At 38.7% G+C, this 26,902-nt stretch carries 25 protein-coding genes; 16 read left to right on the top strand and 9 right to left on the bottom strand.

Annotated features, from left to right (window positions below; all coding sequences use genetic code 11):
- The 9 genes from CDOM16188_RS01055 to CDOM16188_RS01015 form a co-directional block, all read left to right on the top strand.
- A partial coding sequence (locus tag CDOM16188_RS01055) for a TrmH family RNA methyltransferase (RefSeq protein ID WP_216656200.1) occupies positions 1 to 275 on the top strand: 275 nt, incomplete at its 5' end.
- Positions 268 to 1,314 (top strand): phosphatidylglycerophosphate synthase, encoded by a 1,047-nt coding sequence (locus tag CDOM16188_RS01050; protein ID WP_172197479.1) that lies wholly within the window; start codon positions 268 to 270, stop codon positions 1,312 to 1,314. The genes CDOM16188_RS01055 and CDOM16188_RS01050, both read left to right, overlap by 8 nt.
- A complete protein-coding gene (locus CDOM16188_RS01045) occupies positions 1,308 to 2,105 on the top strand; it encodes a hypothetical protein (RefSeq protein ID WP_172197476.1) in 798 nt (265 codons plus the stop codon). Before CDOM16188_RS01050 ends, CDOM16188_RS01045 begins: the two co-directional genes overlap by 7 nt.
- 12 nt (positions 2,106 to 2,117) lie before the next feature.
- Positions 2,118 to 3,323 carry an LL-diaminopimelate aminotransferase gene (locus tag CDOM16188_RS01040; protein WP_172197473.1) on the top strand — a complete coding sequence of 402 codons (1,206 nt, stop codon included), beginning with the start codon at positions 2,118 to 2,120 and terminating at the stop codon, positions 3,321 to 3,323.
- On the top strand, positions 3,323 to 4,588 hold the full coding sequence (locus CDOM16188_RS01035) for a homoserine dehydrogenase (RefSeq protein ID WP_172197470.1): 1,266 nt from the start codon (positions 3,323 to 3,325) through the stop codon (positions 4,586 to 4,588). Before CDOM16188_RS01040 ends, CDOM16188_RS01035 begins: the two co-directional genes overlap by 1 nt.
- A complete protein-coding gene (locus tag CDOM16188_RS01030) occupies positions 4,589 to 4,927 on the top strand; it encodes a YraN family protein (protein WP_172197467.1) in 339 nt (112 codons plus the stop codon). It begins immediately after the preceding gene.
- Positions 4,928 to 4,996: 69 nt separating this feature from the next.
- Positions 4,997 to 5,311, top strand: coding sequence for a thioredoxin (trxA, locus tag CDOM16188_RS01025; RefSeq protein ID WP_169943053.1), 315 nt, complete (start codon positions 4,997 to 4,999; stop codon positions 5,309 to 5,311).
- Complete coding sequence (locus CDOM16188_RS01020) at positions 5,311 to 5,760, top strand: hypothetical protein (protein ID WP_172197464.1); 450 nt, start codon at positions 5,311 to 5,313, stop codon at positions 5,758 to 5,760. Before trxA ends, CDOM16188_RS01020 begins: the two co-directional genes overlap by 1 nt.
- A gap of 9 nt (positions 5,761 to 5,769) precedes the next feature.
- Positions 5,770 to 6,708: an NAD(P)/FAD-dependent oxidoreductase gene (locus CDOM16188_RS01015; protein ID WP_172197461.1), complete on the top strand. Its 939-nt coding sequence runs from the start codon at positions 5,770 to 5,772 to the stop codon at positions 6,706 to 6,708.
- A gap of 329 nt (positions 6,709 to 7,037) precedes the next feature.
- Here the strand turns inward: CDOM16188_RS01015 and CDOM16188_RS01010 are convergent, their stop codons facing one another.
- Positions 7,038 to 9,773 (bottom strand): pitrilysin family protein, encoded by a 2,736-nt coding sequence (locus CDOM16188_RS01010; RefSeq protein WP_172197458.1) that lies wholly within the window; start codon positions 9,771 to 9,773, stop codon positions 7,038 to 7,040.
- Between the two features lie 145 nt (positions 9,774 to 9,918).
- Between CDOM16188_RS01010 and dapB the strand changes: the two genes are divergently transcribed.
- Genes dapB through purF form a run of 3 tightly spaced genes read left to right on the top strand, consistent with a single transcriptional unit; the run spans position 9,919 to position 12,346 of the window.
- The gene (gene dapB / locus CDOM16188_RS01005; RefSeq protein ID WP_172197455.1) at positions 9,919 to 10,686 is read left to right on the top strand and encodes a 4-hydroxy-tetrahydrodipicolinate reductase; all 768 of its coding nucleotides are present in this window, start codon (positions 9,919 to 9,921) and stop codon (positions 10,684 to 10,686) included.
- 2 nt (positions 10,687 to 10,688) lie between these two features.
- Positions 10,689 to 10,988: a DUF2314 domain-containing protein gene (locus CDOM16188_RS01000; RefSeq protein WP_216656199.1), complete on the top strand. Its 300-nt coding sequence runs from the start codon at positions 10,689 to 10,691 to the stop codon at positions 10,986 to 10,988.
- 20 nt (positions 10,989 to 11,008) lie between these two features.
- The gene (purF, locus tag CDOM16188_RS00995) at positions 11,009 to 12,346 is read left to right on the top strand and encodes an amidophosphoribosyltransferase (RefSeq protein WP_172197452.1); all 1,338 of its coding nucleotides are present in this window, start codon (positions 11,009 to 11,011) and stop codon (positions 12,344 to 12,346) included.
- 47 nt (positions 12,347 to 12,393) lie between these two features.
- Here the strand turns inward: purF and CDOM16188_RS00990 are convergent, their stop codons facing one another.
- The 8 genes from CDOM16188_RS00990 to CDOM16188_RS00955 all read right to left on the bottom strand — a co-directional run bounded on the left by CDOM16188_RS00990 (position 12,394) and on the right by CDOM16188_RS00955 (position 22,868).
- On the bottom strand, positions 12,394 to 12,900 hold the full coding sequence (locus tag CDOM16188_RS00990) for a DUF2393 family protein (RefSeq protein WP_253908104.1): 507 nt from the start codon (positions 12,898 to 12,900) through the stop codon (positions 12,394 to 12,396).
- A 47-nt stretch (positions 12,901 to 12,947) separates the two neighbouring features.
- Positions 12,948 to 13,475: a DUF2393 family protein gene (locus CDOM16188_RS00985; protein ID WP_172197449.1), complete on the bottom strand. Its 528-nt coding sequence runs from the start codon at positions 13,473 to 13,475 to the stop codon at positions 12,948 to 12,950.
- Positions 13,465 to 14,280 (bottom strand): bifunctional phosphoribosyl-AMP cyclohydrolase/phosphoribosyl-ATP diphosphatase HisIE, encoded by an 816-nt coding sequence (gene hisIE / locus CDOM16188_RS00980; protein ID WP_172197446.1) that lies wholly within the window; start codon positions 14,278 to 14,280, stop codon positions 13,465 to 13,467. The genes CDOM16188_RS00985 and hisIE overlap by 11 nt, the downstream gene beginning before the upstream one ends.
- Positions 14,281 to 14,402: 122 nt before the next feature.
- Entirely contained in the window at positions 14,403 to 15,503 is a 1,101-nt protein-coding gene (locus CDOM16188_RS00975) for a prohibitin family protein (RefSeq protein WP_172197443.1), read from the bottom strand.
- A gap of 20 nt (positions 15,504 to 15,523) precedes the next feature.
- Positions 15,524 to 16,438 (bottom strand): branched-chain amino acid transaminase, encoded by a 915-nt coding sequence (locus tag CDOM16188_RS00970; RefSeq protein WP_169943042.1) that lies wholly within the window; start codon positions 16,436 to 16,438, stop codon positions 15,524 to 15,526.
- A 272-nt stretch (positions 16,439 to 16,710) separates the two neighbouring features.
- A complete protein-coding gene (locus tag CDOM16188_RS00965; RefSeq protein WP_216656198.1) occupies positions 16,711 to 18,501 on the bottom strand; it encodes an aryl-sulfate sulfotransferase in 1,791 nt (596 codons plus the stop codon).
- 32 nt (positions 18,502 to 18,533) lie between these two features.
- The gene (locus CDOM16188_RS00960) at positions 18,534 to 20,411 is read right to left on the bottom strand and encodes an aryl-sulfate sulfotransferase (RefSeq protein WP_172197440.1); all 1,878 of its coding nucleotides are present in this window, start codon (positions 20,409 to 20,411) and stop codon (positions 18,534 to 18,536) included.
- Between the two features lie 654 nt (positions 20,412 to 21,065).
- The gene (locus CDOM16188_RS00955; RefSeq protein ID WP_172197437.1) at positions 21,066 to 22,868 is read right to left on the bottom strand and encodes an aryl-sulfate sulfotransferase; all 1,803 of its coding nucleotides are present in this window, start codon (positions 22,866 to 22,868) and stop codon (positions 21,066 to 21,068) included.
- A 242-nt stretch (positions 22,869 to 23,110) separates the two neighbouring features.
- On the opposite strand from CDOM16188_RS00955, the gene CDOM16188_RS00950 reads away from it, so the two are divergent.
- The 4 genes from CDOM16188_RS00950 (at position 23,111) to CDOM16188_RS00935 (ending at position 26,821) form a co-directional block, all read left to right on the top strand.
- Complete coding sequence (locus tag CDOM16188_RS00950) at positions 23,111 to 23,770, top strand: thiol:disulfide interchange protein DsbA/DsbL (protein ID WP_172197434.1); 660 nt, start codon at positions 23,111 to 23,113, stop codon at positions 23,768 to 23,770.
- A 9-nt stretch (positions 23,771 to 23,779) separates the two neighbouring features.
- Positions 23,780 to 24,409 (top strand): protein-disulfide oxidoreductase DsbI, encoded by a 630-nt coding sequence (gene dsbI, locus CDOM16188_RS00945; protein ID WP_169943039.1) that lies wholly within the window; start codon positions 23,780 to 23,782, stop codon positions 24,407 to 24,409.
- Positions 24,410 to 24,476: 67 nt separating this feature from the next.
- On the top strand, positions 24,477 to 26,135 hold the full coding sequence (locus tag CDOM16188_RS00940) for a cache domain-containing protein (RefSeq protein ID WP_172197431.1): 1,659 nt from the start codon (positions 24,477 to 24,479) through the stop codon (positions 26,133 to 26,135).
- Positions 26,132 to 26,821, top strand: a complete 690-nt coding sequence (locus CDOM16188_RS00935; protein ID WP_172197428.1) for a response regulator transcription factor — start codon at positions 26,132 to 26,134, stop codon at positions 26,819 to 26,821. Before CDOM16188_RS00940 ends, CDOM16188_RS00935 begins: the two co-directional genes overlap by 4 nt.
- Positions 26,822 to 26,902 lie beyond the last annotated feature (81 nt).

Below are 26,902 nucleotides of genomic sequence, written 5' to 3'. Positions count from 1 at the left end.
ATATCGTACTTGCCCAAGACGGTCTTAGTGCGCTAAATGAGCTAAAACAAAGCGGATTTAAGCTCTATGCGACGGCAAGTGGCGGCAAAAACGTAAACGAGATGAAATTTGGTTCAAAAACGGCTCTCATAATGGGCAGCGAGGGTGAAGGAATGCCAAAAAAAGCGATCCTAAAGTGCGACGAGTGCGTCGGCATAAAGATGAAAAACGACTGGGATTCGCTAAATGTAAGTGCAGCTTTTGCCATAATTTGCAATAGGATTATAAATGAATGAAATTAGTATATTACGAGAGATAGGGCTAAGCGAAGCAAGTAGAAAAACACATATCGAAGCGGAACATTTAGGCTATATCGCCGATAAAAATTTTGAAAAATTGGCAAGACTGAATGTGCATGGGTTTGTTAAAATTTTAAAGCGCGAATACGATATTGATTTTGAGCAGTGGCTAAACGAATACAACGCCTTTATGGCGGAGCACGGAGAAGAAGTTAAGCACAAAACCATAACAATATCGCCTAAAATTCCCGCATACACGGCAGATGGGCATAGATCATCTGGAGGATGGCTCTGGATGATTATCGTACTTATCTTAATCGGCTTTGCGATATGGTTTTTTGAAGGATATAAATACATAGGAAATATCTCGAATTTATTCGAAGATAAAAATCGCAGTGTAAGCTACTCAAATAACGTAGTAGTAAATGAAGCTAAAAATAACCTTGGGTTAAAAGACACAAACCTAACTCCAAATTCACCATCTTTAAAACCAAAAGAATCCGAAAAAGAAGAAAAAATAAACGAGCAAACCGAAGCGGCTTTAATCATCGCCGATCAAACGGCAAAAGAAGAGGTAAATACGACATCAGAGCTTAAAGATGATACAAAAACCCAAGAAGCAGAGTTAAAAACAGAAGAAAAAGCAACAAAAGAAGAAACACTTGAGACAAATTTAAAAGATGAAGCAAATGCGACAAATTTAAATAATGCAAGCGTGGCAGAAAGCGGCTCTAATGAGTACTTAACCTCAAATGTAGATGAATTTACAATAACTCCTAAAAGCAAAGTTTGGGTCGGCATCATAAATCTTGAAGACGGCAAGAAAAAAACTCTAAATAGCGAGAAACCAATAACAATAGAAGCTAACAAAAGACAGCTTATAGTAACAGGTCATGGAAACATCACTTTAAACATAGGCGATGAAAACATAAAATTTGACGCGGTAAATCCTAAGCGATTTCACGTAGAAAAAGGCAAAATAACCCTTATAACCTTTGATGAATTCGTAGAGCTTAATAAGGGCAAAAAGTGGTAAGAAAATTTATCATATTGGCCATAGCGGCAACTTTAAATTTCGCTTCAAACGTAGTTAGCATAGCAAACGGTCTGCTTGGCTCAGAGAGCTCAAAAGTAGCGAGCCTGTTTGGCGACGGCAGAGACTTTATAGACGAAAACGGCAATGCCGATATAGCCAAAATTTCAAATTTACTCAAGTCAAAATCGCTTCTTACACTCTCATATAAAAATCAAGCCAATCTTGATATAGTTTTTATTAGCGAACAAAAATCGCCGCTGCTTATGATAAAAATTTTAAAAGACGCGTTAAGTCGTCTGGGTTATAATGAAATTTTAACGACGGAATTTGCAAATGCGGATAGCGCAATTTGGGGCATTAGACTAAATACCAAATTTATGCTTGATCCGGGTTCGCTTTACACGGCTTTAAAAGAGACAAACACATTCATAGAAGGCATTGAAAGAACAAGCGAATTTAGCTATAAGTATTTGATAGACATTTCAAAGTCATCGCTAAATTTAACTCCGGTCGAAATAGGCAAGGAAATCGAGCTTTCAAAGCCGCTTGAGCCGTATTTTATCGATATAAACGGAGCTTCAAAGGTCAGCATAAGCGCTCAAGCTGGCGATAGCTGGTTTGCTCTGGTTAGAATTTTGGATAAAAACTTAAACCTTATCGATGAAAAACGAAATTCCAAAAAAACAAATAAAATGAACTTAGCTATCCCAAAAAATGCAAAATATATAACAATAGATGATTTAAATAGCCTTGAAAATATAAAAAGAGGTCTTAAAATTTACTTACAATAATTAGGAGAATTTATGTTCAGCGAAATTCGTTTCAATACAATCGAGCGCTTGCCAAACTACGTTTTTGCCGAAGTTAATGCTATAAAAATGGCAGCCAGAAGAAACGGAGATGATATTATCGACTTTTCTATGGGAAATCCCGAAGGCAGAACTCCTCAGCATATAGTCGATAAGCTTTGCGAAAGCGCACAAAAGGATAAAACTCACGGATACTCCGTATCTCAAGGAATTTATAAGCTTAGACTTGGGATTTGCAACTGGTATAAGAAAAAATACGACGTGAATTTAGATCCTGACACCGAAGTTGTGGCAACAATGGGAAGCAAAGAGGGTTTTGTGCATCTTGCTCACGCCATCATAAACCCCGGCGATGTCGCCATAGTGCCTGATCCTGCATATCCGATACACACGCAAGCTTTCATCATCGCAGGTGGAAATGTCGCCAAAATGCCATTGGTTTACAACGAAAAATTTGAGCTTGACGAGAATAAATTCTTTGAAAATTTACAACACACCATCAACTCAAGCTCACCGAAGCCAAAATACGTAGTAGTAAATTTCCCTCACAATCCTACAACCGTAACCGTTGAAAAGAGCTTTTACGAGCGCTTAGTAGCGCTTTCTAAAAAAGAGAGATTTTATATCGTCTCGGATATCGCTTATGCGGATCTTACATTTGACGGATACAAAACGCCGAGTATTTTTGAAGTAGAAGGTGCAAAAGATGTCGCCGTTGAGTGCTACACCTTATCAAAAAGCTACAACATGGCCGGTTGGAGAGTCGGCTTTGTATGCGGCAACAAACGCCTTTGCGCCGCACTTAAAAAGATTAAATCATGGTTTGACTACGGCATGTTTACACCTATTCAAGTTGCCGCTACTTACGCGCTTGAGAGCGATCAAAGCTGTGTTGAAGAGATTCGTCAAATTTACGATAAGCGACGCGAAATCATGCTTGATGCGTTTGCAAACGCAGGCTGGCAGATGCACAAACCGAGCGCAAGTATGTTTATCTGGGCGAAACTGCCTCCACAAGTAGGAAATATGGGAAGTTTAGAATTTTCAAAACAACTTCTTACAAAAGCTTGCGTAGCGGTAAGCCCCGGTGTCGGATTTGGCGAAGCGGGAAATGACTACGTAAGACTTGCGATGATAGAAAACGAAAATCGTATCAGACAAGCGGCAAGAAATATCAAAAAATATCTTAAAGAGTTTTAATGAACGTAGCGATACTTGGAGTTGGAACCGTCGGCGCAGAAGTTGCCAACATACTGATAAAAAATCAAAAACTAATCACCGCAAGAAGCGGCAAAGAGATAAAACCCGTTATAGGCGTGGTTAGAAATTTAAACAAAACCAGAAACACGACTATCCCGCTAACCGATGATATAGAAAGCGTCATAAATCGCGATGATATCGATGTGTATGTAGAGCTTATGGGCGGAGTAAACGAGCCTTACCGCGTAGTAAGTGAAATTTTAAAGCGAGGCAAAGCTGTCGTAACGGCAAACAAAGCTCTTCTTGCGTATCATCGCTTTAAATTGCAAAATTTAGCGTGCGATACTCCTTTTGGATTTGAAGCGAGCGTTGCAGGCGGAATTCCTATCATAAAAGTCCTACGAGAAGGACTGAGCGCGAATCAAATTCTATCGATCAACGGCATAATGAACGGCACGAGCAACTATATCCTTACCTCTATGATGAACGGCGGAGTTAAATTTGAAGATGCGCTTAAAAAAGCTCAAGAGCTTGGATATGCAGAGGCTGATCCTACATTTGACATAGGTGGATTTGACACGGCGCACAAGCTGTTAATCCTTGCAAGTATAGCTTACGGTGTGCACGGAAACCCCGAAGACATACTCATCGAAGGCATCGAGAAAATAACAAAAGAGGATATATTTTTCGCCAACGATTTTGAGTATGTCATCAAGCTACTTGCCATAGCAAAACGAGTGGGTGACAAGATAGAGCTTCGCGTCCATCCTGCGCTTGTGCCAAAAGACAAGATGATAGCCAAAGTTGATGGTGTGATGAACGCCGTTAGCGTAATCGGCGATGCGGTAAATGAAACTATGTTTTATGGTCCAGGAGCAGGCGGAAGCGCAACGGCAAGTGCGGTTATAAGCGATTTAATCGATATCGCAAGAGAGATCAAATTCCCGATGCTGGGATACAAAGCTCCGCTTGAAATCATGCAAACAGAGCTACTTGAGCAAGACGAGATAAGAACGAAATATTATTTCAGACTAAAGGTTGAAGACAAGGTCGGAGTCCTTGCTAAAATCACAAATTTGATGAGCGAAAATAACCTCTCGATAGATAGCTTCTTGCAAAAGCCTCACGTCAAAAAAGAAGATGACGCAACGCTGTTTTTTACCACTCATACGAGCCTTGAAGCGGATGTTAAACGAGTAGTAAAAATACTAAAAGAGCAAGAATTCGTAAAAGAAGAGCCGTTTATGATGAGGATTGAGTCTTAAGTGGGACTTAGCGAATATCTTTTGGGGAAAAGCGCAGAAAGCGATGCTTGCGACTTTTTACAAAAAGAAGGATGTCAAATTTTAGATCGAAATTTCAGCTGTAAATTCGGAGAAATAGACATCATAGCCAAAAAAGATGAAATTTTGCATTTTGTAGAGGTAAAAGCAACTCAAGGCGATTATGAAGCGGCGTACAGGCTAACCGGCTCTAAAATGCAAAAGATATTAAAAGCGGTTGATTATTATCTGCTTAAAAATGGTCTTAATAGCGATTTTCAGGTTGACCTGATAACAATTGAGAATAATAAAATAAACTGGATAAAAAATATCAGCTTATAATTTTTCTTATTATCTTAAATTTAAACTTATTTATGTATAATTGCAACCAAATTTCAAAAGGAGAAAAAGATGGGAAAATACATAGAACTAACATCGGAAAATTTCGACATAGCTAAAGAGGGTGTTGCATTGGTAGATTTTTGGGCGCCTTGGTGCGGACCTTGCAGAATGCTTGCACCTGTTATAGATGAGCTTGCCGAGGAATTTGACGGTAAAGCTAAAATTTGCAAAGTAAATACTGACGAAGTGCAAGATCTAGCTGTAGAATTTGGTATCCGCTCTATTCCTACGCTACTATTTTTCAAAAATGGCGAAGTAGTTGAGCAAATGGTCGGAGCACAATCAAAACAGGCAATCGCGGATAAAATCAACTCACTTCTTTAATGAGTGCAAAAAGACGGGGGGTGTCTTTCCCCCTGACATCTGTTTTCGCATCGTTTTTTGGTGCATTTTTAGTTGCTTCGGTCTTTGCTTTTAACAATTACAGATTTTCAAAGTATAAATTTATAGATTTTAGCTCTTTGATCTTTTACGAAAAAAGTGAAATTTTTTCTCCCAAAGATAAAAAATTTCTGCTTGTCGTATTTAGCTCAAACATGCCTAACTTAAATGAAATTTTAGAAATTTCAAACAAAAATTTGCCTATAGTTGCTATAGACATATTTCAAAAACGACTCGCAAATGAAGGAAATTTAAGCTATATAACATCAGACATCAATACTATTTTAAAGCTTATGAATCTCCTAAACATTACAACTTTGCCAAGTAGTGTTGAGGTGATCCATCAGGATAATAAAATTTATAAACAAGATTCAAAAATAAATAAAATTTAAGGAAAAATCATGTTAGATTTAGCGATTATCGGTGGCGGTCCTGCCGGACTAAGTGCCGGACTTTACGCTACTCGCGGCGGGCTTGGAAATGTCGTAATGTTTGAGCGAGGAATGATCGGAGGACAGATAACTGGAAGCTCTGAGATAGAAAACTATCCTGGTCAAAAAAACCCAGGCGAGAGCGGACTTGACTTCATGAGTACTTGGAGCAAGCAGTGCATGCACTTTGGACTTAAACACGAAGCGGCAAACGTCTCTAAAGTATCAAGAAACGAAGACGGAAGCTTTAAAATTTCTCTTGAAAACGGCAAGGAGATGAACGCAAAAGCCGTTATCGTAGCTACTGGCTCAACGCCTAAAAGAGCCGGATTTAAAGGCGAAGACGAATTTTTCGGCAGAGGCGTAAGTACGTGCGCGACTTGCGACGGATTTTTTTATAAAAACAAAGAAGTTGCCGTTCTAGGTGGTGGCGATACGGCTCTTGAAGAGGCGATTTATCTATCAAATATCTGCTCAAAAGTATATTTGGTGCACAGACGAGACGGATTTCGCGCAGCTCCTACAACCGTAGAAAAGGCTAGAAAAAACGAAAAGATCGAATTTGTCACAAGTGCGACAATAAAAGAGGCTTACGGCGATAAAATGGGCCTTGGCGGACTAACTCTAAATACTAAAGAAGGCGAGCGAGACTTAAAGGTACCCGGAGTTTTTACTTTCGTTGGACTTAACGTAAATAATCAAATTTTGCTTCAAGATGACGGCAAATTCCTTTGCGAGATGAGCGAAAACGGCGAGATGATCGTGGATCTTAAGATGAGAACGAATGTGCCTGGATTATTTGGCGCAGGCGATATCCGTATAGACGCTCCTAAGCAGGTAGTTTGCGCTGCGGGAGATGGCGCAATGGCTGCTCTTTCAGCTCTAAGCTACATAGAAAATTTACACTAAAATTGAAATTTGACCGAGCAAGTTCGGTCAAATTCGCTCTATTTTAATATACTTTCATCAAAAGTCGTTGTTTGTTATTTGCGACTCAAATATAAATTTAAAAGAGAAATTTGGCTTCTATTGCAATTAAAAATTTGATAATTCTAGTTGCAACTAGACGCTTAAATTTGCCATAAAAACTTATTTGATATGCGCAAAAGTGCAACTCAAATTTTACTCGATTTTACTTAAATATACTCCGAAAAGTTTTAGGATAAATTTAAATAAAATCAATCCGGGTAAGATCGCTTTAATATTCACTAAAGCGATCCGCCGGACTCAAAAGCTAGTTATTTAGGATTGTTAACGCTAATTACCTCGTTACTCTCATCAAGATAAAGTCTAGCCGCCTCTTTTATATCGTCATTGCTTAGCGAATTTATCGCATCTTCTTGCCACTTAAGATCAAAAAGCTCGCTGTCATACAGCCTATTTGCCGTGATATTTTTAAGCCAAAATTCAGGCTGATCGTGAGTTTGTTTAATTCGCAAAATGGCTGATTTTTTATAGTTTTCAAGCTGCTCTTTCGTTGCACCCTCGCTCTTTAGCTTCTTAATTATCGCTCTAACGCCACTTATCACATCATTTGTATTTTTTGGCGAGCAAGTAAAAGATATATTTGCGTTTGAACGATCATAAGGCTCCTTGCTAAGCTTAACAGCGACTGAAAATCCATAAGTTTCGCCTTTATCTTCTCTTATGTTTTCATAAAGAGCCATTTTAAAGACTGCGCTTAGAGCTTGAGCTTTTATGGCGTTTAGTTGCGAAAATTTCACGCTTTCGTTTTTAAGATTGATAACCACGTCAGATCTAGGAGTAATCTGATAATCGCGCTCAAATTTATGCACGCCTTTTATGCTTCGCACACCGTCATCTACGAAATTCTCTTTGCTGTTTTTGCCCGGGATAGTGGCTATATATTTTGCGATTAAAGGCTCTAAAGTCTCCACTTCAAAATCGCCTACGAAAATAAAATCAAACGAACTAGCATTAGTAAATTTGTCATTTACGATTTGCCTTAAGCTCTCAAGCTCAAGTGCTGCTATATCGTTCTTTTCAAGCGGTCTCATGCGCTCGTTATTATCATATAAAAATTTCGTAAATTCGTTGCTAAATTTGTGCTCGGGCAAATTTTCTCGTTTAGTAAGTCTTTCGGTAGCGACGGTCTTAACCTGCTCAAGCGTCTTTTGATCAAGGCGCGGTGAGTTAAATTCAAGATGAATCGCCTCAAGAAGCCACTTGATATCCGCACGATTACTCTGTCCGTAAAAACCTTGCGAAAGTAGATCGATACGTTTATCATATCCTACATATTTGCCGTTTAGGATTTTAGCCAGCTGATAGTTATTAAACTCCCCTGCCCCGCTTTCGTTTGAAACCTGCACGGCAAATCTGCCAAGCTTCGGATCGCTTAAATTTGAAACTCCGCCCTTGCTAACCGCCGCAAAAGTAATGTGATCCTTTTTGGTTTTAAGAGGTTTTAAGATCGCCGTAGCCCCGTTTTCAAGCTCAAGAGTAAAGATACCGCTCTTTTCGTCAAAACTTTTTGAAACTATCTTTTTTGGCTTTATATTTTCATCTACCAAATTTTTAGGAAGATTTGAAGATGAAATTCGAGTATCATAAGGCTTTGCGTTAGATTTTATCTCATCAAATTTGGTCTTTTCAAGCTTAAAATTTTTAACGCTAAAAACGCTTACCGTTTCATTTTTAAGAGCCAATATTCGTCTAAATTCGGCATTTACCTCATCAAGAGTAACCTCATCTAAAAGCTTAAGCGCTAAATTTCTTGAGTCGGCTTCGCTTTGCAAGATGCTTCCCGCATCAAGAGAATTTAAAATTTCATTAGCCATATCTTCCGATTTTTTAGTTTTTGACTGAGCGTATCTGGCGTTTATAGAAGTTTTTAAATTTATCTTCGTATCGTTAAAATCACTCTCATTAAAGCCAAATTTCCTCACTCCTTCAATCACGCCAAGCATATCTGATAGCGCGTCTTCATAGTCGTTTTTGATCACATTTGTGCTAAAGCTAAACATGCTTTGGCTAAATTCAAGCGGTGAGGAGAAAAATCCCGCACGAAGAGACGAGCCCTCATCTATCATCTTCTTTTCATAAAGCGTTGAAAAAAGTTGCGAGATAAGCATGCGAGTTAAAATTTTGCGTGCATTTACCTCGCTATCTCTTGGCAGATACTCGTCAAAAAAGGCTATACTAATACTATCCGAACCGGTTTCGTTTGAATCATAGTTATAGATGTTAAATCCTGATTTTTCAGGGATTTTTCTGCTTGGCTGAAGATAGGAATTTGTATTTTTGACACTTGAGAAATTTGACTTGATCATCTGCTCTATCTTGCCTTTATCAAAATCCCCTGTAGCCACGAATTCCATAAATCTAGGCTGATAAAGTCTCTCGTAAAAGGCTCTTATCTCGCCTACGCTTACATTTCTTATCACGTCCATATCGCCGATTGGCTCTTTGCCGTCATAAGCGCTTTTTGCGTACCAGTGCTTTGCTTGCTCTTTATAAAGTCTGTATGAAGGGGTATTTCTTGAGCGCTCCTCTTCGATGATGATACCCCGCTCCTTTTCAAGCTCGTTAGCATCAAAACTTATACCGTCCATCCAGTTTGAAAAAACTTTAAAAACGTCATTTAAATTCTCGTCATTAACGCTTATTTTTAGGTTATAACCCGTAGCGTCATAGCTCGTATAAGCGTTTAAATCGGCACCAAAAACCACGCCAAGACTTTCAAGCTTCCTAATCAGATCATTTTTCTTAAAATCCCTGCTTCCGTTAAACGCCATATGCTCCACAAAGTGCGCCAAGCCTCTTTCGCTTGCGTTTTCGTCGATTGAGCCAACTCTAATCGTAAGATAAAAATAAGCCGTATCTTTTGGAAGAGAATTTTGCTTAATGTAGTACTTAAGCCCGTTTTCAAGCTCGCCTTTGGTTATATTTGCATCCCACGACATAGCAAAAGCCGCTACCGCCGTCAATAAAAATAGTAAAAGTTTCCTCATTATTTTCCTTTGATTTAAACAAACCGAAATTATATAAGAAGTTTTTTAAAGATAGGAAAAAGTATTACTCAAGAGTGGTTACTAAATGAGCTTTTTATAAATTTTATGCTAAATTTTACAATCAAATTTTCAAAAAGGAAGCGATATGGTAAGAGTTGGAATTCACGGCGCAAGCGGCAAAATGGGAAAAATGATCATAGAGTGCTTGAAAGAAAACAAAGATGCAAAACTAACAGCCGCTTATACGATAGAGCCGATTGATTTTAGCTTACCGAAAGATGTCATAGTAACCGAAAATTTTAAAGAGCTGTTTGATAACTGCGATGTAGTAATTGATTTTACCATCAAAGAGGGTGCGATAAATTTGATAAATTATGCCAGAACCAACCCAAAACCGCTGGTAGTAGGCACAACCGGACTTGGCGAAGAGGGGGCAAATTTACTCAAAAGCGCAAGCCTTGCCATGCCGATCCTATATGCTACAAATATGAGTCTTGGAGTTGCTGTGCTAAACCGCCTTGCAAGCATAGCTTCAAAAGCGCTTAGGGAATTTGATATCGAGATAGTCGAGCAGCACCATAGGCACAAAAAAGACGCTCCAAGCGGTACTGCCATAACTTTGGGCGAACGCGTGGCGGAGGCTAGAAATTTAAAGCTAAAAGATGTGATGATAAGCGGCAGAGAAGGACTTGTAGGAGCAAGAAGCAAAGACGAGATAGCCTTGCTTGCCATTCGAGGAGGCGATGTCGTGGGAAGACATACGGTGGGATTTTATAACGACGGAGAATTCATAGAGCTAAATCACACCGCAACCAGTCGCGCTACCTTTGCAAAAGGCGCTATAAAAGCCGCCATCTGGATAAGCGCTCAAGAAAACGGGCTTTACGGCATTGATGACTGCTTAGGGCTTTAAGAGTGATAAAATTTAGCCTAGATAATACCGAAGAATACGAAAAAGAATTCGGCAAGGAATTTAAAATACCGCCGAAAAATGAGCGAACGGCTTTAAAAAAAGGCGATTTGGTAAAGCTTATTTTTAGATTTGAGGATAGCGATTTTGCGCAAGTTGAGCGAATGTGGGTTGTGGTTGATGAAGCAAAAGACGGCTGTTTTGTCGGAATACTTGATAATGAGCCTTTTACCAAAGGTAGCGTTGTAGCGGGAGATCTCATAAAATTTGATCATACCAACGTGCTTGAAATTTATAAAGATTAATTTAAAACAAAAGGATAAAAATGTGTGCGATCGTCGGGATAATAAATTCTAAAAATGCGGCTAAAACTGCGTATTACGCGCTATTTGCTATGCAGCACAGAGGGCAAGAGGCCAGCGGTATAAGCGCAAGCGATAACGGTCAAATCACTACTTTTAAAAAGCTAGGGCTGGTAACTGAAGTCTTTGACGAGGAGAGTTTTAAGCTGCTAAAAGGCGATATGGCGATAGGTCACAACCGCTACTCAACCGCCGGCAATGCATCTTTTGACGATGCTCAACCGATTGCTGCAAACTATAGTCTTGGCTCTATTTCGCTCGTGCATAACGGAAATTTAGTAAACAAAGACGAGACAAGAGAAGCCCTTATCAATGAAGGAGCGATATTTCAATCAAATATGGATACCGAAAACATCCTTCATCTAATCGCAAGAAGCAACAGTCAAAGCCTAAAAGAGCGCATTATAGAGGCGGTTAAGAAGATTGTAGGCGCTTATTGCTTGTTAATCCAGTCGCGACATAAAATTTTTGCCATACGAGATAGATACGGCGTGCGTCCGCTCTCACTTGGAAGGCTAAAAGACGGCGGATATATCGTAGCTAGTGAAACTTGCGCATTTGATCTGGTTGGAGCGAAATTCATAAGAGACATAAAAGCCGGTGAGATGATAATCTTTGAAAACGGCAAAGACGAATTTGAGAGCATTCAACTTTTTGAGTCCGAGCCTAGAATTTGTGCGTTTGAATACATCTATTTCGCGCGTCCTGATAGCGTGATAGAAGGCAAAAGCGTCTATGAAGCCCGCAAAAGAATGGGTGCGGCACTTGCTAAAAAGAGCAAAATCAAAGCCGATTTCGTAGTGCCGGTTCCTGATAGCGGTGTGCCTGCGGCGCTTGGCTTTGCAAACGAGAGCAAAATTCCCTTTGAGCTTGCCATAGTGCGCAACCACTACGTAGGCAGAACTTTCATAGAACCTTCTCAAGAGACACGTGATCTTAAGGTAAAGCTCAAGCTAAACCCTATGTCAAGCGTGCTTGAGGGCAAAAGCATAGTCGTCGTAGATGATAGCATCGTGCGAGGCACCACTTCTAAAAAAGTTGTAGAGCTGTTGCGTGCGGCGGGCGCTAAAGAGGTGCATTTCAAAGCGGCTTGCCCCGAGCTAAAATACCCTGAAAGATACGGCATAGACACTCCAAGCTTTGAAGAGCTGATAAGCGCAAACAAAAACGTTGAAGAGGTGCGTAAATTTATAGGTGCGGACAGCCTTGAGTTTTTAGGCATTGACGAGCTAGTAAGTAGCCTTGGAGACGAGCGCAGATACTCTCTTGTAAGCTTTGACGGGGATTATTTTATAAAATAAATTTTATAAATTCGGCAAAAATTTGCCGAATTTAAACTATAATAAACCTAACTACAACTTAGCTTCGTAACAAAAGTAGGCTTCTTAAAATAAGGCGGATAAGGCATAGAGACGCTAAAATTTCTAAATTCTTTAGCTTTTAAATTTTTAGCGATGCTAAATTTATACTCAACGGTATTTGGTCTTTCGTCTTTGCTATCGCCTAGTTTCATCCAAGAAAATAGTGAAAGCCCGCTTGGTTTAAAGAGAGATTCACCCTTGAGGCTTTCTCGGTTGAGCGGATCGTTGATAAGCTTGATAATAATCTTGCAATTTGCTATATCAAATGATCCTACATTTCGCACGACGCCTTTAAAAACTATAGTTTCGTTTATCAAAACGCGCTGATTGGTAACTTTCTCAAGAACGGCTTTTTTGGTGTATTTATCAACAACAAACATTAAAAATACGCCTATTAAAAGAGTTACTACGAAATTTATAACGACAAGAGAGATAAAAATTTTTCTATTTTGTTCGTGTTGCGAAAGATAAATTAAAAGCGCAGAAAGCAACAATAAAGATACAATAATAAGAATATGAAAAATATTAAAATAACCAGCCATCAATAACACTCCGAAGTAGCTATTATATCGTAATTTTCAAATCTAAATCCATCTATCACGCTTTGCTCTTGCGTTGTTTCGCCTGCATCAAGGCTCTCTTTTAGCACCAAATTTGACCTTAAGAAAGGCTTTAGTTTATTTAGTTCATTTTTTATAAAATTTGATGATGGAGTATAAAATTTAAGCTTTATACTGCAATATTTAAAAGAATTTGCTGATAAATTTGTAAGATTTAGATCCACAATCAAAGTATTTGAGTATGTAAGCTGCTTTGTGTCCGTTATGAGCACGCTTCTTTGCCTTAAATTTTCATCTAAAAATTTATGCAGATAAAACGCGCCGAATAAGAAAGCAAAGATAGTTAAGATAAACATCAAAACGCCTGCTACCGGATGCTTGGACATGATATAAAAGCAAGCAAAAACGATAGTAAAAAAGAGTAAAACAAGCCAAACATAAGAAGCAAAATCAATCCATCCAAGATGAGTGAGATAAAAATTTATCCCCTGCTTGAGCTCATTTATCATCTCTTGAGTTCTTCTCCTCTATCCCGCTTATCCCCATGCGTCTTGCAAGTTCGGCTTTAACGCGCTCAGGATGAATTCCGTGCAGTGCAAGCGCTACAAGCAAATGAAAGCACAGATCAGCCGCCTCGTAAATCATATCGCTTTTGGATTTTTCAAGCATTTCCTCAAGCAAATTTTGCTCTATTTTTTGATTTTCCTTAGGCTCTGAGGATAAAATTTTACTCTCGTTCTTGTATTTTGAGACATCCTTACAAGCCATCACAAATTCGGTTGCCTCTTCCCCGACTTTTTTAAGTATAGCATTTTCGCCCTTTGCAAAAAGACTTGCAACGTATGAATTTTTAGCGTCCGCATTTAGTTTGCGCTCAAGTATAGTGTGATAAATTTCATCGATTACGCCGTAATTTGGCTTTGTAGATAATCTTGAATCGGAGTTTAAATTTTTAGCCTCTTTAAATTCTCCCTGCAAGCCAAAATCCGCTTGATCTTTAAGCTCAAATTCTTTAAAAAAGCAGCTCTTTGCGCCCGTATGACAAGCCACTCCACCAAATTGCTTAACTTTCATTAAAAGCGTGTCGTTATCGCAGTCAAGATACATAGACTCGATCTTTTGGATATTGCCGCTCTCTTCGCCCTTTTTCCAAATTCTATTTTTAGTGCGAGAAAAGTAGTGAGCAAAGCCCGTTTGTACGCTTAAATTTAAAGCCTCTTCGTTCATATATGCAAGCATTAAAACTTCGTTCGTTGCGCTTTCTTGCACGATTACAGGCAAAAGCCCCGCAACCTTATCCCAATCGATTTTCATTTAATCCCTCTCATATATGCTTAGAGCAAATTTAGCGATATCAAATTCGCAAAGCGAGTCGCCTTGCTATAAAATTTGATACAGATCGCTAAAAATTAGCGATCTGTGAATCAAAATTTATTTTATCTATCCATAACCGACTGTTTGGCTTTATCTTTGGTATCAACCCAGATATTTGGCACCGCACCGCCAGGAGTTAGGAAAATTTTAGCGTCTTTGTTATCGCGTAACGCTTCGTTAAATTTGCCTTGAGTTTCGATCTGTTTTAACTCAAGTAAGTTGCCATCCAAGCTCTTTGCAACCTCTCTGTTTGCGTATGCTTGTGCGTCAGCTTCTATCTTAACGGCATCGGCTTTACCCTTTGCTTCGATGATAGCTGCTTTTGCCGTACCTTCAGCAAGAGCGGCTTTTTTAAGAGCCTCTTGATTTGCTCTTTCTACTTCGTATTTGGTTCTTTCCGCCTCTTGTTTTGCGATTTGAACGCGCTCGATCTGCTCTTTTACCTTTTCAGGAAGTATGATCTCGCGAAGTTGGACCGTAAGCAACTCAACAGGCTTATTTGGCTGAGAATCGATATCTTTACGAATTCCGTCATCAATCGCGGCCGCTATCTCGTTTCGCTTAGTAGGAAGCTCTTCTGCGGTATATTTACCAGCTATACTTCGCACTACATCGCGCACGACAGGATCTACGATCTTGTTTTCCCAGCTTAAGCCCCAAGACGCGATAGTCTGAGGTGCATTTTCAGGGTTTAGGCGATATTGAACGGTTATATCGATACTTACAGGCAAGTTTCTAGCGTCCAAAACTGAAATTGAGTTTTTACGAATAATTCCAGCTTGAGATTGGGTCGAAAATTTTTGTGCCTCGCCCATATCTTCGCCCGAAGTATAGTTTATAAGGCGAACTCTCGTATCTACGATGATAACCTTTTGTATAAACGGGATAAAGAAGTGAAAGCCTGGCTGCATAGGCGACGCATCGTATTTACCTGCAGTTGCCTTGATGCCGACTTCGCCCGAATTTATCACCACAAAAGGCTGAGTGATGGCTAAGACCGCTATAATCACGATGATAACGTAAGCAAGTCCTGACATTTTGCCAAAATTTTTAGGCAAATTCGGGGTTTTAAAATTTAGCTTTGGCCCTTGATTATCATTGCCGCCACCTCCGCCGCTATTTGAGTTTCGTTTTTTAAAATAATCATTTAAATCTGCTGGCATTTATATCCTTGTTTAGAATTTTAAATATAAGTTAGCATTGAAGCGTATTTTGGATTTCGTCCGTAAACTACGTCAAAATAAGCATCTTGCAGCTTTTTAGTAACTTCACCTCGTCTTCCGCTTCCGATAACCCTAGCGTCGATACTACTTATCGGAGTTACTTCAGCTGCCGTTCCCGTGAAGAAAGCCTCATCGGCCACGTAAGCCTGATCTCTCGTGATACGCTCGCGGCGAACTTCATAGCCTAAATCTTTTGCGATTTTGATAACGGTATCTTGAGTAATGCTTGCTAGGCTATTGTCATTTGGAGGAGTTACGATAGTGCCGTTTTCCACTATGAAAAAGCACTCACCAGGACCTTCTGCTACGAAGCCTTCACCGTCTAAAAGCAGCGCCTCATCGTATCCAGCATCTTTTGCTTCGTAATTTGCCATTTGCGAGCTTAGATAGTTTGAACTGGCTTTGGCTCTATTCATTTGCCCTGACGGATTTAGCTTGGCAAAGCTTGAAATTTTAACTCTAATACCTTTTTCAAGTCCCTCATCGCCAAGATAAGCGCCCCACTCCCAAGCTGCGATTGCGGTTTGAACGGGAGCTTTTGTGTGAGCTAGCCCCATTATGCCGTATCCTAAAAATATAAGCGGGCGAATATATACGTTGCCGTTAAATTTATTAGCCCTTAAAAGCTCTATTTGTGCGTTTTCAAGCTCTTTTTGAGTGTAAGGGCAATTTAAAATTGTCATTTTTGCAGACTTTAAAAGCCTATTTGTGTGATCTTGTAATCTAAATATCGCTAAACCTTTATCGGTTTTATAGGCTCTTGTGCCTTCAAAAACGGCATTTGAATAGTGAAGAGAGTGAGTTAAAACATGAACTTTAGCCTCGTCCCATTTTATTAATTTTCCATCCATCCAGATAAATTCCGAAGCATTCATCTTGTGCCTTTCATCTTGTAAAATTTACGGAGTTTAGCAAAATAATCTTTAAAATTTAATTGTTTTGTAAATAAACACGAAAAAGCGCCATTAAAACCTTGTAAATACAAAAGTAAATCATATAGCGACACCTACAAATAAAATTTACAAATTTAAGAATATAAAAAAGAAAAATTCCAAAGATAAAAATCTAAATAAGGACATTAAATTCAAGATAAATTTAAAAGAAAATTAAAGAGCCAAGCGGTATCGCTTAGCTCAAATCGGGAGTATTATTTAGAGAATGCCTTTTCTATACTAAACGGAAACGCTTGATAACCCATAGCGTTTGTCATTTTAATCTCGATTGAAGGCTCTTTTGCACCCCATTCAAATTCGTTGATATGCGGACTTGGTACGCCTACAGGTTTGCCTGCTGCGATGTCAAACTGCATTCCGGCAACTGCCGAATAAGCAAATACGCTATCAAGGTCGTCTTGGTACTCAGCAAGGCTAGTTACCGAGCTATACCAATCAGCTCCTCTTTGTTTGCCGTATTCCCAAACTTGCTCTACGGTTTTAGCCTTCTCATCTACCTTATAAACTACCGCGCGAGAGTATTTCATGCCCGCTATTGCAGGTTGTTCAAATCCTCTGCTGTCGCCGTTATCAAATACGGTTAGATACACTACGCCTTTTTTGGATTTGCTATCGATTCTAAACGCGGTGTGCTGAGTGTATTGCCAGTCAAATCCGCCCGTGTCGCTTTCATATCCCGGGCATTTTGTGTAGTCATCTTCACAAACGATCTTTTTGCCGTTTTTATCTATAGGCTGTAAAAGAGCGTCTTTAAATTTATCGCCCCAGCCTTTATGCCCGCCGATTATCCACTTAACTTTCTTGTCGCGTCCGATTTTGATAACCGCATTTTGATGGCGTGAGCTTATGATGATACTATCGTCGCTTGGGTCGTGATCCACGCTATTTACATGAGCCCAGTTACGTCCCGGTCCGCTTCCTACGATATCGCCCCATTTGTCGTTTTGATCCATTTGCATTAGCTCATCGGAGGTTGCGGTATGTCCCGCTTTGCTAGCGTCGATGTTTAAGCAAACGGCTCCTTGGTCAAGCACTTTTAGCACGACGTCTCTGTAAGGATCAAGGATATCATAAAGCCTCCAATCATCAACCACGTTTCCGTCTCTATCAACCTCTACGATCACGTCTCTAACGGTGCGAACGTTTTTGCCGTCAGCCCTTTTGTAGTTTGCGTTAGCAACGCGAAGCAAGTAGTGTCCGTTATCCATAGGATCCATAGAGTGGCTGAAGTCGTTATAGCTTGCAGGAAGTTCGCGGTTAAAAATTTCGCGTCCTAAGATGTCGTATTTAACGTATCTTTGTCCATATCCCCAAGTGATAGCTCCGTCTTTATTTTGTTTAAAGCCCATCATAACGCCTGCGTTAAAAGGCTTTTTAAGGTCGTAAATTTTGCTAGGCTCAAGATACCATCTAACTTCACCTTTGGTATCAAGGATAAAGTTGCTAGGCGTATAGTTCCACTCAAGAGCGCCGCCTGCAGGGTTGTTCCAAACTACCTTAGTGCCTTTGCCCGTTTTATTATAGAAGTTATTTACATAGTAAAGTCTATTTTCAAATTTCTTACTTGGAGCTTTTGTAACCTCAATCTTATCAAATAAAGCTCCCTTTTGGCTTGGATGTCCCGTAGCCTCAAGATAGATAGCCGGAGCGTAAATTTTATACGTCTCTTTTACCCTCTCTTCTTTGCCTTTATAAGTTTTTGTATATTCTACTTCAACCGTATTTTGATAGTCGGCATACATACCAAATACGGGAATTCCGCCGTGAGTGCGAAGGTGCTTGTTGGCTACGTCATAGCTTATTAATTGTCCGCCAGGTTTTGGGACGATAGTTACTTTGGCGTCTTTTATGTCGTATCCGCCGTTTTTAATAACAGCCGTTAAAGGTGCGCTATCATAAGGATTTACTACAACTTCTCCAAGTTTCCCCGTAATAGCGTAATCTATGCTATGTTTTGAATTATAAATTTTTAGTATATCCCCCAAGAAGATCTTGGGGGAGGGAATTTTAGTAGTTATTATTTTTTGCTTTTAACTTTGCGGTCAAATGCTTTATCAAGATGTATAGGTATGGCTTGATATCCTATGCCTGTTCCTTCAAATTTCATTTGAAGACCAGGCTCGGTAGATCCCCACTTAAATTCAAGCAACTCAGGAGCAGGCTCTCCTACAGGAACGCCTTTTGACAAGTCAAACTGCATGCCCGCCGTTGCAGAATAAACTAGCAATGAGTCTTTATCGTCATGGTATTCAGTAAGGCTCGTAACCGCACTAAACCAATCTCCGCCTCTTTGTTTGCCGTATTCCCAAACTTGCTCTATAGTCATTTTGTTTTGATCTATCTTATAAACAACACCGCGTGAATACTTCATACTAGCAAGAGCAGGTTGTTCCATGCCGCGGCTATCTCCGTTATCAAAAGCGGCTAGATAAAGGATATCTTTATTTGTTTTTGAATCTATAATAAACGCCGTATGTTGTGTCCAAGTCCAGTCAAATCCGCCTTTTTCGTTTGTGTATCCAGGGCATTTGCTATACTCGTCCTCGCAAACGATTTTGTTTCCTTTGCTATCGACAGGTTGCAATAGGTATTTTTTAAATTTCTCACCCCAACCTTTGTGAGGACCGACTATCCATTTGATTTTCTTATCGCGTCCGATTTTTACCATCGCATTTTGGTGGCGGCTGGAAACTACTATAGAATCATCATTTGGATCATAATCAACGCTGTTTACGTGAGCCCAGTTTCTGCCTATTCCCGTTCCTGCTATATCGCCAAATTGATTATTTTCATCAAGCTTAGCCAGCTCGTCAGCTCCTATAGTATGTCCGGCTTGAGAAGCATCGACGTTTAAGCAAACGGCTCCTTGGTCAAGAACCATGATAGCATCGGCTCTATAAGGATCCATGATCTCATAAAGTCTCCAATCGTCTACGACATATCCGTCTTTATCAACCTCTACTATCGTATCTCTAACGGTTCTAACGTTTTTGCCGTCAGGGCGTTTTGTGTTAGATGAGCCGACTCTTAGTAGATAGTTGCCGTTTTGTGCGTTATTTAAAGAGTGAGAAAAGTCGTTATAAGCAAGCGGAAGTTGGCGATCAAAAATTTGTCTTCCCATCAAATCGTATTTAACATATCTTTGTCCAAAGCCCCAAGCAAGAGCTCCGTCATTATCTTGCCTAAATCCCATTTGAATACCGGTTCTGTAGATATTGCCAAAATCCAAAAGCTTGTCTGAGTCAAAATACCATCTAACCTCGCCTTTTGTATCTACTATAAATGAATTTGAAGCGTCATTCCACTCCAAAGCGCCACCTGAAGGGTTATTCCAAACGGCTTGAGAGCTTCTGCCCGGAGCTTTTCCCGGAACGTTGTTTATAAGATATAATCTATCTGCAAATTCCTTATCTGCTTTTACAACGGTTACTTTTTCAAAAGGAACTCCAGTTTGCATAGTAAGTCCTGACGGAGTAAGTCCTATGCCACCTGTCGTTACTTGATACTTTTCGGTAATAGTTTCATCCTTAAAGCCCATGGCTGATTTAGTATAAGTAACTTCAACCGTATTCTTATAAGACGGATATAGCCCAAAAACCGGGATACCGCCGTAAGTTTTTACCGTTTGGTTATCTACCTTATAGCTGATAGTTTGACCTCCCGGTTTTGGAACGATAGTTACTTTAACGTCTGATAAAACATAGCCGCCGTTAGTGATGATAGCTGTTAAAGGTGCATATCCGTAAGGATTCATCTTAACAACTCCAAGCTTGCCTTGTTGTTGATAATCATTCTTTGGACCGCTTGGACCGCCTATAGCAAGAGAAGAAGTAGTTAAGCCTCCGACTAGTAGCCCTGCCACAACAATTGATGAAAGTAAATTTCTAGCCTTCATACGGACTCCTTTAATTATAGATTTTGTAAATTTTACTTTAAAAGTAAAATTTATCAAACCTACCTATCAGGATAGAATACAAGATAGATTTTTTGACTTTTTTAATACTATTTCTTATAAAATTTTATTAGTGTAATTTTAAAAAAATTTACTAACATAAAAATCACACAAATATTAAAATATCTTTAAATAATTTTACATAATATAAACTTCTTATAAAATTTAAATTTGCGAACAGTTATTAAAATTTGAACTGAATTTTATCATTAAAATATGACTAAAATACCTAATTATAAATTAATACAACAAAATATCTAAAAAATAATCAAGCTAATAAAATTATATAAATTTAAATGTTGCTAAATAATAGTTGTGGCTTTATCAGCAGATACGGATCTTAAATTTAAAAACAAATTTATATTATTTTTTCCTTAAAAAACTTTTGTTTATATGATTATAACTACCGATAGATTATATAAATTTTAGATATATAGTCATAAAATTAAATTAAAAAATAAATTTTATATATATTAAAGATTATAAAATTTCAGTTGTAACAAAAGTGTTGATTAATCTAAAAATATGTTTTTACTTTAAGTCGGTTGTTAAGTTAAATCTTACTCGGATTACAAAACCGCAATCCGAGTAAAAATTTTATTTAAAAGCTTTTTGCAGATCGATAGGAAGCGCTCGGTAGCCGATAGTAGCAGCACCCATCTCGGTAAATTTAATCTCCACTTTAACATCCTGAGTACCATATTTTACTTCATTTAAAATAGGTTCGGTTTTACCCATTTTAAGAAGTTGTTTAGCTAGACCTGCAACAGCAGAGTAGATAAACATCGAATCATACTGCGGCTGATACTCCACAACAGAAGTTATAGGGCTATACCAGTCAAATCCGCGCTCTTTACCGTATTGCCAAACCTGCTTAACAGTCATATTTTTCTCGTCTATTTCATATTCAACGGCACGACTGTATTTTTCGGTGGCAAATGCAGGCTGTTCATTATGCCTAGCATCACCATTATCAAATACGCTTAGCATAAATTTTTCAGGCTTACTCTTTTCGTTTATTTTATAAGCAGTATGAGAAGTCCAAGAGAAGTCAAAATCGGTATTTTCGCATCTTCCATTATCATCACAATCAAGAGCTTTGCCGTTCTTATCAACAGGAGTTAATAACTTTTTGGCTAGTTTTTCATTCCAACCATTTTTTGAAGCAAGTATCCACTTGACCTCTTTATCTCTACCTATTTTTACGACAGCACTTTGATGACGGATAGAAAGGATGATACTATCGTCTGTAGCATCATAATTTACTGAATTTATATGAGCCCAATTTCTACCTATACCAACTCCTGGTATATCCCCCCAAGGGGCATTCGGATCTTCAAGTTCTTCTTTGTTTGTAGTTGTTCCGGCTTTATCTGCATCAACATTTAAACATACCGCACCCTGATCAAGTGCCAAGATACCCACATCTCTATAAGGATCTAAGATCTCATAAATTTTCCATTCATCTATAACTTTTCCGTCCTGATCAAGTTCTATGATAACATCACGAACAGATCGGACATTTTTGCCATCTGCTCTTTTTTGATTAGCGCTTGCGACCCGCATTAGATATGTGCCTTTTGCGGTTTGCTCTATATGGTGAGAGAAATCTATATAAGAATTTGGCAATACTCTATCAAATACTATACGTCCCATTAGATCGATTTTAATATATCTTTGACCCATACCAAAGAGCATATATCCATCTTTAGTTTGCTGAAAGCCCATAATATTACCCTTGCGGTATAAATTATCCGGATCGCGTATAACGTCAGACTTCATGTACCATCTTATATCGCCATTTGTATCTATAATCCAGTTCATGGCTTCAAGATCCCAAGGTAAAGCGCCTCCTTCAGGGTAATTCCATAATGTTTGTCCTGCATTTGGTAACGAATTTCTAATCAAATGATTTATAAGATAGAGTCTATCTTTAAATTTCTCATCCATTTTTACAATATTTGCTTTTGGCAAAGAAGTCTGCTGTCCTGTGCCGCTTGTATTCATAAATATAGCAGGAGCGTGAATTTTATATGTTTCGCTCATAGCTTCGCCATTTCTTTTGTAGCTAACTTCTACATTATTCACATGATCAGCATATAGTCCCCAAACAGGAATACCTCCGTGCGTTAAAACATCCTTGTCTGATACTAAATATTTTATATCTATACCTTTTTCACCCTTTCCTTTTACGACAACTTTGACATCCTTTAAGTTGTACCCGCCGTTATAAATGATAGCAGTAAGAGGAGCCATTTTATAAGGGTTCACAAGAACCGCACCAAGCTTTCCCGGTGCCTTATAGCTAACAGGACCGCTAGGTCCACCTAATGCAAGAGCATTTGTCACTATAAGCAAGCTTGCAACTATTGCTGATGAAATCAAATATTTTGTTTTCATAATCGCCTCCTTGGTTGGTAAATCTACATATGCATTTTACTACTATATATAATTTTAGCAAAGATTACTAACACAAAAACCACACGAGAGTTAAATTTATCTTAAAATAAATTTAGAATTATTATTTAATTTATTATATTAATATTTGTGGTAAAATTTATCTTAAATTTATTTTCGTGTTATTTTTGTGGAAGTTCGGTTGTATAAAATTACGATATCAAATTTATTCCAAAGGAGTTTAGATGAAATCTCTACTTACAAAAACAACTAAAATTTTAGCTGCAGTTGCGCTTTTGGGCGCCGTAAGTGCTAATGCTTTTACAGAAGGTAAGGATTATATGGTTCTTGAAAAACCTCTGAGCGTAGAGAAAGGAACTCTAACTAAAGTTTTTAGCTACGCTTGCCCGTTTTGCTACAAATACGATAAAAGCGTAACTCCGAAAGTAGTTGAAAAAGTATCCGGCCTAAAATACGTGCCGTATCACTTAAAAACCAAGGCCGAATACGGAGAGGCTGCAAGCAAAGTTCTTGCCGTTTTGGTAGTTAAAGACCAAGAAAAAGGGGTAAATTTACTTGACGATAACTCAATGTTCAAAAAAGCGAAATTTGCTTACTACAAAGCATATCACGACAAAAAAGAGAGATGGAACGACGGCAAAAATCCAGAAGCCTTCATAAAAGCAGGGCTTGATGCTGCGGGAATGAGCATGGATGAATACAACAAAGAGCTTGAAAATCCAAAAGTAATCGAACTTCTTAAAAAATGGGACGAGTCTTACGAAGTGGCTAAAATTCAAGGCGTTCCAGCGTTTGTAGTAGACGGCAAATACCTTATCTACACAAGCACCATCACTTCGGTAGACGGCTTTGCCAAGCTTATAGAAGAGTTGCTTAAAAAATAGGCTTTCAAGATGAATATAGTAAATAAAATTTCAGCTTGGCAGGATACTAGATTTCCTTGGTTGCTGATGGCTTTTGCGAGCATTGCGCTGGTTTTACTGGCGCACTCACTCTTTCAAAAGTACGTCTATATGCCGCCTTGCGAACAGTGCGTATATATAAGATTTGCTTTTTTATGTATGGCATTTGGCGGTTTGGTAGCGGCTATCAATCCTAAAAATTTAGTTCTTGCGTTTATAGGATATGTGTTTGCGTTTTGGGGAGCGATCCAAGGGATAATGTATAGCGTTAAGCTAGCCAAAATTCACACTGCGGTTCATAGCGACGATCCTTTTGGAGTTCAAGGATGCTCAACGGATCCCGTATATCCGTTTAACCTACCGCTTCACAAATGGGCGCCTGACTGGTTTTTGCCTACGGGAGATTGCGGATACGATAACCCTATAGTTCCTGACGGAGTGGCTTTAAGCGGATTACAAAAATACCTTGTAGACTTATATCAAGACGGCTGGTATCTAATCCCTTCAAAACACTTCATGTCAATGGCGGACTGCACGCTTCTTGGCTTTGGTCTATGCTTTATAATCCTGCTTGCAATGGCGGTATCTAAAGTCATAACCTTAGTTAAAAACCCTAAATAATCTAATAAAAGGTCTGAATTTTCAGACCTTTTTAGATATACTGCTTGCCTAAACAAGGAGTAGTCCGGTGGGTATTGATATATTTAACAGATACAACTTCAAAATTTATATCATCATAATCCTATCCAGCCTGTTTGTGATACTTCTTGGCGCAAACGTATATAAAAACGCCAAACACCACATCGCGACCCTTTCAAATACAAACAAGATAGCCACTAGCGAAAACATCGTGCAGATATTTCAAATTTGGCTTGATGAGAGGATAAATTCTCTTGTGAAAGCCTCTAAGCTTATACAAAATGCCGATATTTTAGACGATGAAGAGCGTATTAAGAAATTTACTCAAGCCTTTTTGGGCGACTTGGGTGAATTTGATCTGGTTCAGCTTTTAAAAGATGACGGAGAGATCTATATAAACGGCGAAAAATTTCCAAAAAGCCCCAAAGAGATAAATTCCAGACTAAGCCTTATCTGGTATCTGGAGACAAAAAACAGTAACAAACCTACGGTAAATTTCATGCCCGAGCATGCGATTTTAGAGCAAGAGACTTTAAATTTATGCGTACCAAACTACAAAAACGGTAAATTTGCAGCGGTTTTATGCGGAGTAGTCAAAGTAAAAAGCATATTTGACAACATAAGCAACTTCAAGCTTCCTCCCAACTCATACTCCTTTATCGTAACGCACAGCGGCGAAATTTTAACCAAGATGAAAGATGAAAAGTTCAAAACGCAAATTGAGGATAAATTTCAAGAGCTGTTTTTAAAAGACGAGGACATAAGCAGCATAGTTGTGGATTCAAATTTCATATCCATAGCGGAAATTCCCTCGCTTAATTGGTTCATAGGCGCAGGCACGGACAACGCAAAAGAGACAAAAGAGCTGCTTGAAGCAACGACCAAAAACGCACTTACGTTACTTTTTGCGTTTATCGCGCTTGCCTTTATCGCAAATTCGCTTCATAACTTTATGTATGCCAAAATCAAAAAGCGTCAGGATGAATACGAAGCCATTCTTGCGCACAAAGCCAAGATGAGCGAAGCGGGCGAGCTCATAAGCGGGATAAATCATCAGTTCATTCAGCCCGTAAATTCGCTAAATTTAGCCATATCAACATTGCTTATGCTAAAGCGAGAAGGCAATCTTGACGAGCAGATGCTGCAAAACATACTTGAAAAAGGGCAAAAGTCCATATTGCTACTAAGCAATACCATAGATATCTTTAGAAATTTTTACAAAACAAGCGAAAACATAAGAGAATTTAGCGTCAAGCAGAGCATTAAAAATCTCTTAACTCTTATGCACACCGAGCTTACAAGAGCCAATGTGCATGTGGTTTTAAGCGAATTTGAAGATAAAAAAGTAAATCAGATAGAAAATATAATCCAGCAAATTTTACTTATCTTAATCCACAATGCAAAAGACGCTTTGGTGGATAAATTTAAAGACGATATCAAGTCAAGAAGAGTGCAAATAGATGTAAAATTCGATGAAAACAGGTGTTATATAGATGTCATCGAATTTGGAAGCGGGGTGAGCGAATCGATGAGCCACAAGATATTTGACGAGCCAAAAACTACTAAAAAACAAGGCAGCGGCATAGGACTGTACTTCGCTAAAAAGCTTGCCAACAGAAAGATAAACGGAGATATTAAGCTTGTAAATAGAGCGCTTCCTACGGTATTTGAGTTAAATTTCGATGTTGATTTAAAGGGCGATAAATGAATAACGAATCTTTAAAATTACTAAAAAAGCTATCGATTTTGATCGTTGAAGACGACGATATGTCAAGAGAGCTTATAGCAAGCGGGCTAAAGCCGTATTGCACTAGTGTTAGAGTCGCCGCGGATGGATGCGAGGGGCTTGAATGCTTTAAAAAACAAAAATCAGACATCGTCATAACGGATATCCATATGCCGATAATGAACGGATTTGAGATGATGAAAGAGATTTCAAGGCTTAAACCTCATCAAAAATTCATCGTCTTTACCTCTTACGATACGGATATAAATTTGATGAAAAGCATAGAACAAGGTGCTGCGCTATTTTTAAAAAAACCTATCGACATCAAAGATCTTCGCTCAATGATAATTGCGTTAACCTACGAAAAAGACGAAAAATTAATCAAAATCAGCGACGAAATAAGTATAAATTTAAAAGAGGAGAAAATTTATAAAAACGGAGAGGAAATTTATCTGACATATCTGCAAAATAAATTTTTCTGGCTCTTTGCGTATAACTTAAACAAGCTTGTTAGCTACGAGATGATAGAGGAATTCGTCTATGAAAACGAGGTCGTGAGCAAGGGTGCTATACAAAATATCATCTTGCGTCTAAAGCGAGAGCTTGGGATAAAATTTAAAAATATCTCAGAAGCGGGTTACATCCTAGTAGCAAGCCAAAAAGAGTAAAAGGGCTTGCAAAATTTGATTGGAAATTTAAAAGAATTTTGCCCGCTTGATAAATAAAACGGGCAAAAATGCTAAATGATT

The sequence above is a fragment of the Campylobacter sp. RM16188 genome (assembly GCF_012978795.1).
Lineage (GTDB): Bacteria > Campylobacterota > Campylobacteria > Campylobacterales > Campylobacteraceae > Campylobacter_A > Campylobacter_A canis.
Note: the sequence above shows the minus strand (reverse complement) of the source record. Positions and strands in the feature narration are given on the sequence as shown.